We start from the raw sequence: 14893 nt of genomic DNA, 5'->3' as shown, positions 1-14893 counted from the left end.
AGATGCACGGCCCCTTCTGCGTTGAAATACTATTTTCTAAAGTAGCTTCCGGAGCAACTGCCGGACGTCGTTGGTGCCGCGTACGTGGAAGCGGGCCAAGGAGCGAGTGGCGCTTCCTACTTTGATGGTGTACGCCTCGGACGGCATGGCCCCGAACGTGTCCTCGTCGGTACGGTCGTCGCCAATGGCGAGGATAAAGTCGGGTTCGTAGTCGGTCAGCCAGCGTGAGGCAGCCGTGCCTTTGTTGATGCCCGCGTTTTTGATTTCGATTACTTTGTTTCCTTCCATTACCTGCAAGTCGGTGTTGGATGCTAGGAAAGTGAGGTGGCTCACCAACTCGCGGGCCCGCATGGCGCTTAGTTCAGCATCAGCGCGGCGGAAGTGCCAAACCAAGGAGTACTCTTTGTCTTCAATAAACGAGCCTGCCGTGCGACTAACGTACAGCTCCAAAATAGGCCGCAGCTCTTGTTTCCAGTCGTTGCGTAGGGGTTGGAACAGGGTCCAGTCTTCGTCTTTGCGCCGCAGCCACACGCCGTGCTCGGCAATGAACTCCAGAGGCAAATGCCCAAGCCATTTCTGCAACGTGTTTCGGTCGCGGCCACTAATGATAACCACCCGATTGCGTGGGTTTTCCACTAGGCGCTGCAACAAATACAGCATTTCGGCGTCGGGTTGGGCGCGCTGCGGATTGGTATTGAAGGCGGCCAGTGTTCCGTCGTAGTCGAGTAGAAACAGGCGCTTATTTGCCGCTTCAAACTCGGTGGTAAGCTGCGTGAGCGTAGCCGCATCCAGCGTTTCGGTGGCAAGCGTGAGTTGCTTGATCTTGGCGTACGACAGACGGTCCATGAACAGCTTGGTCCACGAAAACACGTTGTACTGCTGCACCAAGGCTTGCATGGCGGCCATACGCTGCATTTGCTCGTCCTCGGGCATCACCAGCGCGTCGTGCATGGCTTCGGCTAGTTGGCCGGTGTCGGTGGGATTGATGATGAGCGCATCCGACAGTTCGCGTGCGGCGCCGGCCCGTTCGCTCAAGATCAAGACGCCCTTTTGGTCGGCCTTGCTGGCCACAAATTCTTTGGCCACTAAATTCATTCCGTCACGCATTGGCGTTACCAAGGCCACTTCGGCTAATCGATACAGCGCCGCGAGTTCTTCCAGTGGGAACGAGCGGTAGAAATAATGGATGGGCGTCCAGGAGATAGTGCTAAACTGCGCATTAATGCGGCCGACTAGTTCGTCGATTTCCTCTTTCAGGGAGGCGTATTGGGCTACTTGGTCGCGGGAGGGCACCACCACCATAATCAAGCTCACTTGGTCGCGCCACTCGGGGTAGCGCTGCAAAAGCACCTCAAAAGCCCGTAGGCGTTGCGCAATTCCTTTGGTGTAGTCGAGCCGGTCGATAGACAGAATAACGCGCGAACTGCGTAGTGCCTCGCGGTATTCCGCCTCGTGGGCCAGGGCTGCGTCGGAAGCAGCAGCACTCGCATACCGGTTGTAGTCGATACCCATCGGGAAAGCGTCAACTAAGACCGTACGGGTAGGGGTTTGAATTTGGCCGTTCTGCGAATTGTGCCCGAGCAACTGCGAAACAGCACTCAGGAAGTGCCGCATGTAGCCGTACGTGTGAAAGCCAATTAGGTCGGCCCCGAGCAAACCTTGCAGCAATTCGTTGCGCCAGGGCAGCACCCGAATCAACTCGTGGGAAGGGAAGGGATATGCAGAAAGAAGCCGATGGTGCAGTCGGGGCGGGCCTGGCGCAGCAGTTCAGGCAACAGCAGCAACTGGTAATCGTGCACCCAAATAGTGTCTTCGGGGCCGGCTTGGTCTAGCACTGCGCGGCAGAATTTCTCGTTGACAGCTACGTAGGCTTCCCAATGCTCTTGCTCGTAGGTGGCGTACTGCGTGAAATAGTGGAAAGTCGGCCAGAGCGTGGAGTTGCTAAAGCCTTCGTAGAAATCCCGAATTTCTGCTTCCGTCAGAAAGACGGGCACCATACTATCTTTCAGCAATTCTTCTTGTACGTGCCGCTCTTCGGCTTCGTCTTCAACAAATAGTCCTGGCCAGCCTACCCATACGTTGTCGCCTTGCCGGTAGATGGAGCCAAGACCCGTGGCCAGGCCCCCCTCGCTCGGTTGGAATGTAAGGTTGTTTTCAGTGCGTAGTACCTTGGTAGGGAGTCGGTTGGAAACAATAATAGTGCGGGACATGTGCCGTTGTTCAGATGATAAGTCCCTCGGTTTACGAGAGAAAACCACGCACAGACGTTAATTTTTTAGTGTGCCCCACTACCACGCCCGTGCCGCCGGGCTTACGAAGCCCCTCTACGCCCGAGCTTACACCCGGAAATACACTGCCTCTAAGCGCTTGCCGACTGCGCTCCGATTACGCCCAGATGGGTGTGCTTGAAGTGCGAAGAGTGCTTGAGGCCGTAGCCCAGCAGGCGGTCGAAAGCAGTGTGAAAGAGCAGTACACTCCCAGCCAGGAGCAACAGCGGTTGCGCGAGCCCCCAGCCCAGTAGAAGTACGCCAAGAGCCAATGCCTTGTGGTGCAACAGGTTGTACGCCGCCGCTCCGGCGCGAGGCCCAATTGCGTACGCCAGCATACTCAAATCAGGCACCAAAAAGAGGGCGGGCAGCCACCACCAAGCAAAAGGCAACTGGTGGAAGATAGCAACGGCAACTACTAGTTCGGCGGCTTCTTCTAATTTCAGGAGGTTTTTCATGGCGCTTGGAGTAGGGGTGAAGTATGCTCCAAAGGTCAGCACCCACGCGGCCGAAAAACGTTAACAAAAGCTAAGAAATGCGCCCACCGCCTTCCATCAGTCGCGCCCGGATGCGGCTCAGCGACACGGGCGTTATACCGAGGTAAGAAGCAATATAGTGCTGTGGAACCCGCTCCATGATCTTGGTTTTGTGGCTGCGCAACAAGGCTTGGTAGCGTTGTTCGGGGCTGAGCAACAATAGTTCGGCTAGGCGAGCATCAGTGCCGAGCACGAGGTACTCAGCCAGCAAGCGTCCAAACCGCTCGTACACCGGCCATTCATCGTAGAGAGCCACAAGCAGCTTGTACGGGAATACGAGCAGCTCGGTGGGGGCCAGCGCTTCAATGCTGAAAGCGCTCGGCTGGCCCGTGAGGCAGCTCTGATAAGAGGCCATCAGGTGGTTCTCGAAAAAGAAATACGTGGTTTTCTCCTCTCCATCGGGGCGCGTATAATAAAGCCGACAGGCCCCGGATAGCAACAGGGCAATATCGCTGCTAGGCTTCTCGTGCGTTACAAACAACTCACGCTTTGCCAGTTGACGCACCTGCAAGCCCGTAGCTAAAGGCGCCCACTCTGCGTCGGTGAGCGGTACGAAACGATGAATATAAGCCCGTAGTGGATGCATGGCCGCAAGATAGGGGCGGCGCAATTATAAGCCCAAGCAAAACAAAAAACCCACTTATCGGGTTGATAAGCGGGTTTTAAATGAAAACCAAAACGGGAGGCGAGTAGTCCGTAGGGGAATCGAACCCCTGTTGGTAGAATGAAAATCTACTGTCCTAACCCCTAGACGAACGGACCAGATAAGAAGACCTTTTCCGTTTTGGTGGTGCAAAGATAGAGGTTCACTTCTTTTAGACAATCCCCCGGCACTAAAAAGTTTAGCTCTGGAAGGTAAACCAATTGATAGTCAGAGGAAAAAAAATTCATTTGAATTGAATCTATCGTAGAAAGCTTAGTGATTTGGCGAAGTACCCCGAGCCCTGTACCTTCGCTCCGCGTTTTTCACCCGGCCTTTGCAGGCCGTTAAACACCCCATTCCCCTAACAATATGGCTAAAATCAAAGTCGCCATCAACGGTTTCGGCCGGATTGGCCGTCTGACGTTCAAGTCGTTGCTCGAGCGCGACAACGTGGAAATCGTAGCTATCAACGACCTCACAGACAACAAGACGCTGGCTCACTTGCTCAAGTTCGACTCTGTGCACGGCCGTTTCAATGGCACGGTAGCATACGATGAGAACAGCCTGACCGTGAACGGCCAGCGCATTCAGGCCCTGGCCGAGCGTGACCCCAAGCTACTGCCCTGGGGTGACATGGGTATTGACGTAGTACTCGAATCGACGGGCCGTTTCGTAGATGAAGCTGGCGCAGGTCAGCACATCACGGCTGGTGCCAAGAAGGTGGTTATTTCGGCTCCCGCAACCGGCAACATCCCAACGGTGGTGCTCGGTGTGAATGAAGACATCTTGACTGGCAACGAAACCATCCTCAGCAACGCGAGCTGCACCACCAACTGCTTGGCCCCTATGGCGAAGGTGCTGGATGATGCTTTCGGTATCGAGAAAGGCTACATCACCACGGTGCACGCTTACACCTCCGACCAAAACTTGCAAGACGCGCCGCACAAAGACTTGCGTCGTGCTCGTGCCGCTGCTTATAGCATCATTCCTACCAGCACGGGTGCCGCCAAAGCCGTAGGGCTGGTGTTGCCCCAGTTGAAAGGCAAGCTAGATGGTATCGCTATGCGCGTGCCTATTCCGGATGGCTCTACGACTGACCTGACCGTAATTCTGAAGCAGGAAGTAACCAAGGAGCAAATCAACGACGCCATGAAGGCTGCTGCTGAAGGCCCGCTGAAAGGCATCTTGGAGTACAGCACCGACCCGCTAGTGAGCATCGACATTGTGGGCAATCCTCACTCATGCGTATTCGACTCGCAATTGACTTCGAGCAACGGCTCGTTGGTAAAAGTGGTAGGCTGGTACGACAACGAGTTCGGCTACAGCACCCGCACCGCCGACCTCATCCAGAAACTCGGTGAGAAAATGAACGGCTAAGCTGTTGTAAGAGTAATAAAAAGGCCTTCCTAAGAATAGGAAGGCCTTTTTTTGTGGTTCAGTCAAACGAAATTGCTGCGCGGTTAGAATCCAGTATTCGACAGTCAGTGGAGACAAGCACCCCATAAGGGAGCTCATAGCTGATAAACTAGTTTGACGCTGGTTAAGCTGCTTGGTGCCGAAACATGCTGCTCTCGTATACGACAGCCGTACCTTTGCCTACTCCAACGGCTTTATTAGCTGCTTCGCCACTCCGTTATTCGCTTCCAAAGTGCGCATCTGCTTTATTCTGAATCCAACCTCTGGCACCAACCGCACGCAAGACGTGCCCGCTTTGCTGACGCGTTATGCCACGAAAGTTGGAGCAGATTTCGCTATCTGGTTAACTGAATTTGCGGGTCATGCCGAAACGTTGGCTCAGCAAGCCGCGGCCGAGGGCTTTCGGGTGGTGGTGGCCGTAGGAGGCGACGGAACCGTGAACGAAGTAGGGCGGGGGCTGCTCGGCACGGCGGCGGCGCTGGGCGTAGTGCCGCGCGGTTCCGGCAATGGACTGGCCCGCCACCTAAAAATACCACTCGATATTGCTGGTGCGGTGCGCCGAGCCTGCCGGCCCACGTTTCAGCGTATTGATGTGGGCTACCTCAACGGTCGGCCCTTCTTCTGCACGGCAGGGCTGGGCTTCGATGCGCACGTAAGCAAGATGTTTGCTCAGGCTGGCACCCGGGGCCTAAGTACGTACGTGAAGGTGGCGTTGCGCGAGTACCGCCGGTTCCGGCCGACCCCCGTTCAAGTGGAACTCAACAACCAACTTATCGACACAGATTGCTACGTGCTGGCTTTTGCCAACGCGGCCCAATACGGCAACAATGCCTATATCGCGCCCCTCGCCAACATCGAAGATGGTTTGCTCGATGTCTGCTTGATTGATGGCTTGTCGTTGACGCGGGCCGTGCGGGTGGGGGTGGGGCTGGCCTTGGGCACGTTGGCCACTTCCGGCGGGGCCGTATATCATACGTCGCACCACATTCTCGTGCGCTCTACTACGCCCATCGGCTTTCACATCGATGGCGACTACATAGAGGATGCAATTGCCTTTGAAGCCAAACTGGCGCCCCTGGCCCTGGAAGTAGCGGTATAGCAATGAAGCTGTTCAGAAGTGAATTTGTGGGGTACAGGGAGTGTATTAGTCCGTATTGCGCCGATTAAACGGCAACTTTGCAATCTCATCCTTCACAACTTCACCCATGAAAGCCGATAAAAACCGCCGGGAAGGAGTGGTGTACTCCACCAATCCAGATTTCGAATATCAGTCTACTGGCGACCAAGAAGCTACTACGCTGCCCCCGCAGCAGCAGAATTTGCGCGTGCAACTCGACAAAAAATCTAGAGGTGGCAAACAGGTGACGCTCATTACGGGCTTTGTCGGGCAAGATGCCGATTTGCAAGCGTTGGGCAAGTTGCTCAAAACCAAGTGCGGCGTAGGTGGCAACGCCAAAGACGGCGAAATTCTGATTCAAGGCGACTTCCGCGACAAAGTGCTAGCCGTACTGCTAGAGCAGAAATACAAAGCCAAAAAAGCCGGCGGGTAAAACGAGTATCTCGCAGTGCCTCCGTACGTTCGGCTGCGTATGCGTTGTTGGTGCCTCATAGTCCGCCTAATTCTCCGTTGGGGTCACGTTTAAGCCTCGCATAGCATGCCCACTGAGCCCATTACCTTATTTTCTCAAGCTGAAACCGGCGTCGTAACGGTAGTGCAGTGGTTGAAGCTGGGAGTGGAAACCATTGGGGCCCTTACCATTGCCATCGGTATTTTGCTGGCGGCTAAGCTTTTTGCACAAGCCTTGCTGGCGCGCCGTACCGCCGACTTCACAGCCATCCGGCTCACGTTGGCTCGGTATCTGGCGCTGGCCCTGGAATTTCAGCTAGGCGCCGACATTCTTTCCACAGCCATTGCGCCGAGCTGGGACCAAATTGGCAAGCTGGGCGCCGTAGCTGTTATTCGGACAGCGCTCAACTTCTTTTTATCCAGAGAGATGAAAGAAGAGCAGCGCGATACGGCCGAGCAACACGTTGCGCATAAGGCTGAAAGCAGCACCGATACCGGTAGGCTGGCCTCGTCAGAGTCGCCGCTGAACCGGTAGCTGCTTATTCCTCGCCGTTTGCTTTCAGCTGCATGAGGGCTCGTTCCACATCTTCCGGCGTGTCGATGCCAAGGGTGGCTAGCTCGGTTTCAGCCGTCAAGATCCGGTAGCCGTTTTCCAGCCACCGCAATTGCTCCAGGCTTTCGGCGAGTTCTAGCGGAGATGGAGAAAGCTGCGTAATTTCTTCGAGCACATCGGGGCGGTAGGCGTAGAGCCCAATGTGGCGCAGGTAGCGGTGATGCAGCAGCCAGTCGGCGGATGGATATTGGCGCTGATAGGGCAGTGGGTGGCGGCTGAAATACATGGCGTAGCCCTGCGTATCGAGCACAACTTTCGGCAAGTGCGGGCTGAACAGCTCCTCGTCGCTGACTACTGGTTTGACCAAGGTGGCTAGCTGCGGCGGGTTGGAGCGGTTGAAAAGCTGTACCAAGGCATCAATCTGCGCGGGGTGGATGAACGGCTCATCACCCTGGATATTGATAATGCAGTCGGCAGAAACAGCGAGTTGCTGATAGGCGTCGCGTACTCGATCGGTGCCACTTGGGTGATTGGAAGCCGTAAGCAGGGCCTCGCCACCAAAACTTTCTACATGCTGCTGAATTCGCTCGTCGTCGGTGGCTACTACCACCCGGCTTAAGCTCGAGCGTTGCGCCTGCTCTACTACACGCCGAATCATTGATTTACCGCCCAGGTCAATCAAGGGCTTGCCCGGCAGGCGGGTGGAGGCGTAGCGGGCGGGAATAATGCCGATGGCGTGCATGCGAAGAGGAATAAGGGCAGGATAATCAGCAAAACAAGCAATAAAAAATTTCCGTCGTCATATCCAGGCACAGGACTGCGCCCGAATCCCTAACTTTCGGCAGAGTTTCTGCACCAGAGCTATTCAAGCATTTTGGTTGATTGCAACTCTTGTCGGGTTGTTACCGGCCTTGCTTTCTTTTATTCGGGTTTTTTGGTTGCCGCTGGTTTCGGCCGGTTTGTTTTATGTTTCGATTTTCTTTGCTGTCGGTTGCGCTTGTTTTTTCTGGTTTTTCGGCTCTGGCAGCCTCGGGCTTCGTTGCTCCTCCCGACTCGATTGGGGTGGAGTACCGCAACAACAAAATGCTTATCAAGCACCGGGTAACGGCCGGCGAAACGCTTTATGGCGTTGCGCGCCGCTACAAAGTGCCCGTCGAGCAGATCGTGGAGGCTAATGCAGGTCTGAAAGGAGCGCTGGTTACGGGGCAGGTGGTGTTGGTGCCACGTCAACGGGCCGTAATGCCTGCTACCCCAGCTGCTCCTAAGCCGGCAGCTGCCAAAGCGCCCGCCGCAACCGGGGCCGTGCGCACACTGCCTCCTGCTGCCCGTGGCAACCGCGTGCACAAGGTCGTTGCCGGCCAAACCTTGTTTTCCATTGCCCGCCTCTACAACACCACGCCCCAAGCACTGGCGCAGCTCAATGGCTTTGCACCCAACTACAACGTGCGCATCGGCCAGACGATTTTGATAGCCCGCGCCGCACCGGCTCCGGCCCGGCCAACCACACCCGCCCCCAAGCCCGCGGCGCCCGTGACGCGTGAGCCCGCCGTAGCTGCTACGCCCGCCCCCACCAAGCCTGCCCCGACGCCCGCGGTAACGACTTCGCCAGTTCCCACGCCCGCCATTGTGCAGCCAGCTCGCCCCGAGCAGCCGACCCAAAACGAGCGCCCCGCGATACAGCCAGCACTTCAACCGTAGCGCCTGCCACCGAGAAAGAGGAAGAGCGGGCTCCAGAGCGGGCCAGCGAAATTGTGCGCCGTGTAACGGAGAGCGGACTAGCCACCAGCATCGCCAACAGCAACACCGACAAGTACTTGGCTCTGCACAAAACGGCCGCCGTGGGTACCATTATGCAGGTGCGCAACATCATGAACGGACAGTCGGTGTACGTGCGCGTGATTGGGGTGCTGCCTAATACCGGCGAAAACAACAACATCTTGGTGCGTCTTTCGCCCCGTGCTGTGCAGCGCCTGGCTACGCCCGATGCCCGTTTCCGCGTCGAGACGAGCTACGTGCCGTAGCGGAAAGCAAAGACGTAAGCAGTAAGAGGTGAGACTTTCGTTCCAACGCTAATTAGCCCTTAGAACGCAAGTCTCACCTCTTACTGCTTTTGCTTTGTTGGTAAACTGCCTTGTGCTCAGGCGCCCACTTTCATCTTGCTTTCAACAATGAACCACGCTCAGGTTCGTACCCTGCTAGAGGAGCAGTACGACCACTACAACCGCCCGGCTTTCGTCCTCAACGACCCCATCAGCATCCCGCACCGCTTCACGCAGCGGCAGGATGTGGAAATTAGTGGAATGTTTGCGGCGCTACTGGCTTGGGGCCGCCGGCCGACCATCATCAGCAAATGCCACGAACTGATGCGGCGCATGGATGATGCGCCCTACCAGTTCATTACGCAGCACGAAGACGAAGACCTGAAGCGCCTGCTCGGGTTTTGCCACCGTACCTTCTGCGACACCGACTTGTTGTACTTCGTGCACTGGCTGCGCTGGTTCTACACCAGCCACGACACGCTGGAGGACGGTTTCTTACTTGGTACCACGCAAAAAGAGCGGCTCGAAAACTTCCATAATCTGTTCTTCAGTCTGCCCGACGCGCCCCAACGCACCCGCAAACACGTAGCCACGCCCGCCCGTGGCTCAGCCTGCAAGCGCGTGAACATGTATTTGCGCTGGATGGTGAGGCAAGACGACCGGGGCGTGGACTTCGGCCTCTGGACCCGCCTGCCCATGAGCGAGCTAATCTGCCCTTGCGATGTGCACGTGGAACGCGTGGCGCGCCGCCTAGGGTTGCTGGACCGCAAGCAAATGGATTGGCTGGCCGCCGAGGACCTCACCGCCCACCTCCGCGATTTCGACCCTACCGACCCCGTGAAGTACGACTTTGCGCTGTTTGGGCTAGGAGTGGAAGGGGAGATGTAGCGTCAAACTTGCCTACCAAGACGAAGTGTAACGTTACATTTCAATTAATGAATCTTTCCTGCCTTCCCGCGTGTTTATCTTCGTATTCTGATCTGAATACCTACTACCCATTACCATCTACCTGATTTGATTCTTCCCAATAACTTCGAGCAAAAGATAGGCTTCGCGCAATTGCGCGAAATGCTGGAATCGATGTGTCTGAGCACGCTAGGCCGCCAGTTTGTGGCCAAGATGACCTTCCAGACCAAGCACGACCAGCTCGAGAAGCTACTGCTGCAAACCGATGAATTCCGCGGCCTGCTCCACAGCGGGGCCGATTTCCCAAGCTCACACTACCACGACGTAAACCCGCAGCTGGTGCGCGCTAGTCTGCCCGGTGCTTTCCTGGATGTAGCGGCCTTTTTTGCCGTGAAAATGAGCTTACGCACCATTCGGCAGGCCCTGACCTTCTTTAGCCAGGCGCCTGAAGAGCTGTACCCGACCCTGCGCCTGTTGGGCATAGGCGTACAAGTAGACCGCAACCTGCTGGCCGCTCTCGACAAAGTGGTGGACGACGAAGGCGCCGTCCGCGACAACGCCTCGCCCTTGCTGAGCCAAATCCGGCAGGAACTGATTGCGCGTCAGGGGCAACTGCGCAAGCAGATTGCGGGTATTCTGCGCCACGCCAAGTCGGAGGGGTGGGTGCCCGGCGATGCCGAGCCGACCATCCGCGGTGGCCGCCTCGTGCTGCCCATCATTGCCGAGCACAAGCGGCGGGTGAAGGGCTTGATTCACGATGAATCGGCTTCGGGCCAGACTGTGTACATCGAGCCGGAAGCGGTGTTCGAGTTGAACAACGACATCAAGGACCTAGAAAACGCCTATCAGCGCGAGCTGATTCGGATTCTGACGGCCTTGACCGATCAGCTGCGGCCGCACATTCCGGATTTGCGCAAGGCATACCAATACCTCGGCCTGATTGACTTTATTCGGGCCAAGGCGCGGCTGGCTATAGAGTTGGAAGCTACGTTGCCAACCTTAAGCGCTCGGCCAGTGGCGCGCTGGAAGCAGGTGCGCCACCCGTTGCTGTATCTCACTTTCCAGAAGCACGCCAAAGACGACCCACGTGAGGTGGTGCCGCTCGATATGGAGCTCAACTACGAGCAGCGCATTCTCTTGATTTCGGGGCCCAACGCGGGTGGTAAGTCCGTGACTATGAAGACGGTGGGCTTGGTGCAGTACATGCTGCAGTGCGGCTTGCTGATACCGGCCGGCGAAAACTCGGAGGCGGGTATGTTCGATGACATCTTCCTTGACATCGGCGACGAGCAAAGCCTGGAAAACGACTTGAGTACGTATTCATCGCACTTGCTGAGCATGAAGCAGTTCGTGACGTTGGCCAACAAGCGCAGCCTGGTGCTCATCGACGAGTTCGGTACGGGTACCGAGCCCTCGTTGGGCGGTGCCATTGCCGAGGCGATATTGGAACAGCTGAATCGGGCCCGCAGCTTTGGCGTTATCACCACACACTACACCAACCTCAAGAACTTTGCAGAGCGTACGCCGGGCATCGTGAACGGGGCCATGCGCTACGACCCCGAGCAGTTGCAGCCGCTTTACCGCCTAGAAATCGGCAAGCCCGGCTCGTCGTTTGCCATCGAAATTGCCCGCAAAATTGGGTTGCCCAAGCAACTTGTAGAGCGGGCCACGCAGCTCGTTGGTAAAGACAAAATCCGCTACGACCGGCTGTTGGAAGGTCTGGAAAAAGAGAAAACCGACCTCGAAGCCCGTACGGCCGAAGCTGTTAAGCAGGAGCGACGCCTTAAGAAAGCGGCTCAAGAGTACCAAGACCTGAAGAAGTACCTCGACGATACCACGCTCGATGTGCTGCGCGACGCCAAACAGAAGGCCAAGGCCTTGCTGAAAGACACCAACCAGCAGATTGAGGCGACCATCCAGGAAATCCGGTTGGGCCAAGCCGACAAAGAACGCACCAAGGAAGCCCGCGGTAAGCTGGATACGTTTGTGCGCGAGAAGCTGCAAATCGAGCCGCCCAAACCGAAAGGCACGCGGGAACTAGCCGAAGTAGGTTCACTCAAAGCCGGCGACAAAGTGGCTCTGATTGGGCAGGAAGGCTACGGCGAGCTGATGAGCGTGAAAGGCAAAACGGCCGAAGTGAGCTTCGGGGGCATGAAAACCATCGTCAAGGTTAATCAGCTCGAGAAGCTTACGCGCAACGAAATCCGGGAGCGGGAAAAGGAGGCGGCCCGGAAAGCGCCCGCGCAGTATTCTGGCTTCGACACCACGGGCAAGATGTCGAACTTCAGCCCGACGCTGGATTTGCGCGGCGAGCGGGCCGAAGATGCGCTCAACAAGATCATGGCCTACGTGGATGATGCGGTGATGCTCGGTGTGCCGGAAATCAAGTTTCTGCACGGCCGCGGCAACGGTGTACTCCGCCAAGTAGTACGCGACTACCTGCACCGTACCCGCCAAGTAGCCAGCGTAGCCGATGAGCACGCCGACCGGGGCGGCGATGGTGCCACTGTCGCAGTATTGAAGTAAAGTAGATCAGTTACGCATCTGTATATTAGCCGAAGCATATGTATGCTTCGGCTAATTGCGTTGTAGTGGAGTGAAGACAGCTAATGCGCGCCAAGCCTGGACAGGAAACCTGAAACGTCGAAAGCCATGAAAAGAAGAACATTTATGCTGGCTACGCTGGCGCTGCCATTTAGCATGCCCAACTTGCTCCACTGGAATACGCAAACCGGGCCGGGCTTCAAAGTGTCGGCCGGGGAAGGGCGTTATCACGGGCACATTCAGAGCATGGGCGTCAACACCAACATCATCGATATAAAGGTATCGGGCAAGGATACGGATGGGGGCCTGCTGCTTTTCGAGCAGAACCAGTTGACTCCGGGAAAGGGTACGCCCCTGCACATGCATCTGAGCCAAGACGAAGGTTTCTACGTGCTGGAAGGGGAATTCTAATTTCAGGTAGGCAAAGAGAAGTACTCGCTCAAAACCGGCGAAAGTATTTTTATGCCGCGCAACGTACCTCACTCCTGAATTCAGATAAGTGCCAAAGGCCACACGCTGGTTTCGCTGCAACCCGCCGGGAAACTGGAAGAGCTATTTGTTGCTTTCTCCAGCCTGAAGAAGCCGCCAACGCCCGATGAAACAGTTAAGCTTTTCGCGGCCCACGACATTCAAGTGCTAGGGCCGCCCGTTGCCAAGGAGTAAGCAGTACTGAACTAGGTCAGCTGATGCGTCGTGCCTGTCGTACTTATCCTGCTTCCACCATTATAACCCTGAGGACCTAGCATGGCTGAGAAGAGCTACAAAACTACTTTTGCGGCCGTTGGAGCCGTGTTAGGCATAACAGGTATCGCCCTGCAGTTTTACCTGACGTACACTAATCGGCAACTACCGGCAGTTGAAATGGTGATTCGCTTTTTTAGCTACTTCACCATTCTCACCAATGCGCTGGTCGTGCTGTATTTGCTAGCTGCTAGTACGGGCAGTAGCACAGGACTAACGCGCTTTGCTTCCCGTCCTGAAGTGGGCACGGCCGTTACGGTGTACATTTTGGTGGTTGGCGTGGTGTACCAAACGGTACTGCGCGGGTTGGTGCCATTGGACGAATGGGGCCGCGTAGCCGACAACATCATTCATGGGCTCGTACCTTTGTACATGCTTTGCTACTGGCTCTGGTTTGTTTCCACGAAGCCTGTGCGGCTGCAAACCTTGCCCTATTGGCTGATTTATCCGGCGGCTTACCTGGCGTACACCTTGTTGCACGGGTCGATGGCCAACTTCTACCCGTATCCGTTTGTGAATGTCGGGGCCTTGGGGTATCGGCAGGTGCTGGTGAATAGCTTGTTGGTGCTGCTGGTTATTCTGCTTTTTTCGGTGCTCCTGGGTGCTGTAGCCAAATGGCGTCACCGAAACCAGACGCTACCAGCTTAGCTGGACTGCTATTCACGTTTTTTATTCTTTTCTTCTCTCATTTTGCATTCTCGCAACCTCCTTTCCGCCCGCTACGATTTTCCTCAACTCCTGGCGTCGAGCCCCGAGCTTGCCCCCTTTGTGACCCGCGCCGCACACGGCGACGAAAGCATAGACTTTGCGGATCCGGCCGCTGTGAAAGCGCTGAATAAAGCCCTGCTGAAACAGTTTTACGGAGTGCAGTTCTGGGACATTCCGGCGGGCTACCTATGCCCGCCCATTCCTGGCCGCGCCGACTATATCCACTACGCGGCCGACCTGCTGGCAGCTAGCAACGGGGGAGAAGTGCCGCGTGGCAAGTCGGTGCACGTGCTGGACATAGGCGTGGGGGCCAACTGTGTGTACCCCATCGTCGGGACGCGGGAGTATAATTGGCGCTTCGTTGGGGCCGACATTGACCCGGTGGCTATTCGGGCGGCCAAGCACATGGTGGCGGCCAACCCGGGGCTAGCCGGCCGCATCGATTTTCGGTTACAGAATCACGTGGAAGATATTTTCGAGGGCATCGTAAAGCCGCGGGAAGAGTTTGATCTGACGGTCTCCAACCCGCCGTTTCATGCGTCGGCCGAGGAAGCGGCGGCCAGTAACCTGCGTAAAGCTCGCAACCTAGGGCATGCGCAATCGATGGAGCCTTCGCCCAATTTTGGCGGCAAAAACACCGAGCTCTGGTACGAAGGTGGCGAGGAAGCTTTTGTGCGGCGCATGGTGGAGCAAAGCGTACCGCTTGCCACGCGGGTGCTGTGGTTCACGTCCCTGATTTCCAAAAAGGAAACGTTGCCGAGTGCTTACCACTTTCTCAAGCAAGCCAACGCCGTGGACGTGAAAACCATCAATATGAGCCAGGGCCAGAAAGTCAGCCGCATTGTAGCCTGGACGTTTCAGGACGAAGCGCAGCAACAGCAGTGGCGCGAGCGGCGGTGGAAGAAGTAGAAACTATACAGCAACAAAAAGGCCGTTTCTTAACTAGAAACGGCCTTTTTGTTGCTGTATACGG

General features: G+C 56.3%; 14 protein-coding genes, 1 tRNA gene and 1 pseudogene. 11 read left to right on the top strand and 5 right to left on the bottom strand.

Annotated features, from left to right (window positions below; translation table 11 throughout):
* Window positions 1-36: 36 nt before the first annotated feature.
* From MUN86_RS13480 to MUN86_RS13465, 4 genes and pseudogenes are all read right to left on the bottom strand, one after another.
* A pseudogene (locus MUN86_RS13480) lies at window positions 37-2210 on the bottom strand (bifunctional alpha,alpha-trehalose-phosphate synthase (UDP-forming)/trehalose-phosphatase).
* A 149-nt stretch (window positions 2211-2359) separates the two neighbouring features.
* On the bottom strand, window positions 2360-2725 hold the full coding sequence (locus MUN86_RS13475; RefSeq protein ID WP_245118465.1) for a DUF4260 domain-containing protein: 366 nt from the start codon (window positions 2723-2725) through the stop codon (window positions 2360-2362).
* A 70-nt stretch (window positions 2726-2795) separates the two neighbouring features.
* A complete protein-coding gene (locus MUN86_RS13470; RefSeq protein ID WP_245118463.1) occupies window positions 2796-3389 on the bottom strand; it encodes a Crp/Fnr family transcriptional regulator in 594 nt (197 codons plus the stop codon).
* A gap of 104 nt (window positions 3390-3493) precedes the next feature.
* Window positions 3494-3565, bottom strand: a tRNA-Glu gene (locus MUN86_RS13465).
* Between the two features lie 250 nt (window positions 3566-3815).
* On the opposite strand from MUN86_RS13465, the gene gap reads away from it, so the two are divergent.
* From gap to MUN86_RS13445, 4 genes are all read left to right on the top strand, one after another.
* Window positions 3816-4823 carry a type I glyceraldehyde-3-phosphate dehydrogenase gene (gap, locus tag MUN86_RS13460; RefSeq protein WP_245118462.1) on the top strand — a complete coding sequence of 336 codons (1008 nt, stop codon included), beginning with the start codon at window positions 3816-3818 and terminating at the stop codon, window positions 4821-4823.
* Between the two features lie 271 nt (window positions 4824-5094).
* Entirely contained in the window at window positions 5095-5961 is an 867-nt protein-coding gene (locus tag MUN86_RS13455) for a diacylglycerol/lipid kinase family protein (RefSeq protein WP_245118460.1), read from the top strand.
* 106 nt (window positions 5962-6067) lie between these two features.
* A complete protein-coding gene (locus tag MUN86_RS13450) occupies window positions 6068-6412 on the top strand; it encodes a translation initiation factor (protein WP_245118458.1) in 345 nt (114 codons plus the stop codon).
* Window positions 6413-6517: 105 nt separating this feature from the next.
* Entirely contained in the window at window positions 6518-6964 is a 447-nt protein-coding gene (locus MUN86_RS13445) for a DUF1622 domain-containing protein (protein ID WP_245118456.1), read from the top strand.
* A 4-nt stretch (window positions 6965-6968) separates the two neighbouring features.
* On the opposite strand, the gene kdsB is transcribed toward MUN86_RS13445, so the two are convergent.
* On the bottom strand, window positions 6969-7724 hold the full coding sequence (gene kdsB, locus MUN86_RS13440) for a 3-deoxy-manno-octulosonate cytidylyltransferase (RefSeq protein ID WP_245118454.1): 756 nt from the start codon (window positions 7722-7724) through the stop codon (window positions 6969-6971).
* Between the two features lie 224 nt (window positions 7725-7948).
* Here kdsB and MUN86_RS31220 point away from each other — a divergent pair, with 224 nt between their 5' ends.
* The 7 genes from MUN86_RS31220 (at window position 7949) to rlmF (ending at window position 14829) form a co-directional block, all read left to right on the top strand.
* A complete protein-coding gene (locus tag MUN86_RS31220) occupies window positions 7949-8680 on the top strand; it encodes a LysM peptidoglycan-binding domain-containing protein (protein WP_280640519.1) in 732 nt (243 codons plus the stop codon).
* Window positions 8681-8733: 53 nt separating this feature from the next.
* Complete coding sequence (locus MUN86_RS13430; RefSeq protein WP_245118452.1) at window positions 8734-9003, top strand: septal ring lytic transglycosylase RlpA family protein; 270 nt, start codon at window positions 8734-8736, stop codon at window positions 9001-9003.
* Window positions 9004-9150: 147 nt separating this feature from the next.
* Window positions 9151-9909, top strand: coding sequence for a TIGR02757 family protein (locus MUN86_RS13425; protein ID WP_245118451.1), 759 nt, complete (start codon window positions 9151-9153; stop codon window positions 9907-9909).
* Between the two features lie 126 nt (window positions 9910-10035).
* Window positions 10036-12453 (top strand): endonuclease MutS2, encoded by a 2418-nt coding sequence (locus MUN86_RS13420; RefSeq protein WP_245118450.1) that lies wholly within the window; start codon window positions 10036-10038, stop codon window positions 12451-12453.
* A 126-nt stretch (window positions 12454-12579) separates the two neighbouring features.
* On the top strand, window positions 12580-12882 hold the full coding sequence (locus MUN86_RS13415; protein WP_245118449.1) for a cupin domain-containing protein: 303 nt from the start codon (window positions 12580-12582) through the stop codon (window positions 12880-12882).
* Window positions 12883-13215: 333 nt separating this feature from the next.
* Window positions 13216-13860 (top strand): Pr6Pr family membrane protein, encoded by a 645-nt coding sequence (locus MUN86_RS13410; RefSeq protein ID WP_245118448.1) that lies wholly within the window; start codon window positions 13216-13218, stop codon window positions 13858-13860.
* Between the two features lie 42 nt (window positions 13861-13902).
* A complete protein-coding gene (gene rlmF, locus MUN86_RS13405) occupies window positions 13903-14829 on the top strand; it encodes a 23S rRNA (adenine(1618)-N(6))-methyltransferase RlmF (RefSeq protein WP_245118447.1) in 927 nt (308 codons plus the stop codon).
* Window positions 14830-14893 lie beyond the last annotated feature (64 nt).

The sequence above is a fragment of the Hymenobacter volaticus genome (assembly GCF_022921055.1).
GTDB classification, from domain to species: domain Bacteria; phylum Bacteroidota; class Bacteroidia; order Cytophagales; family Hymenobacteraceae; genus Hymenobacter; species Hymenobacter volaticus.
This window is presented reverse-complemented; position numbering and strand designations above follow the sequence as displayed.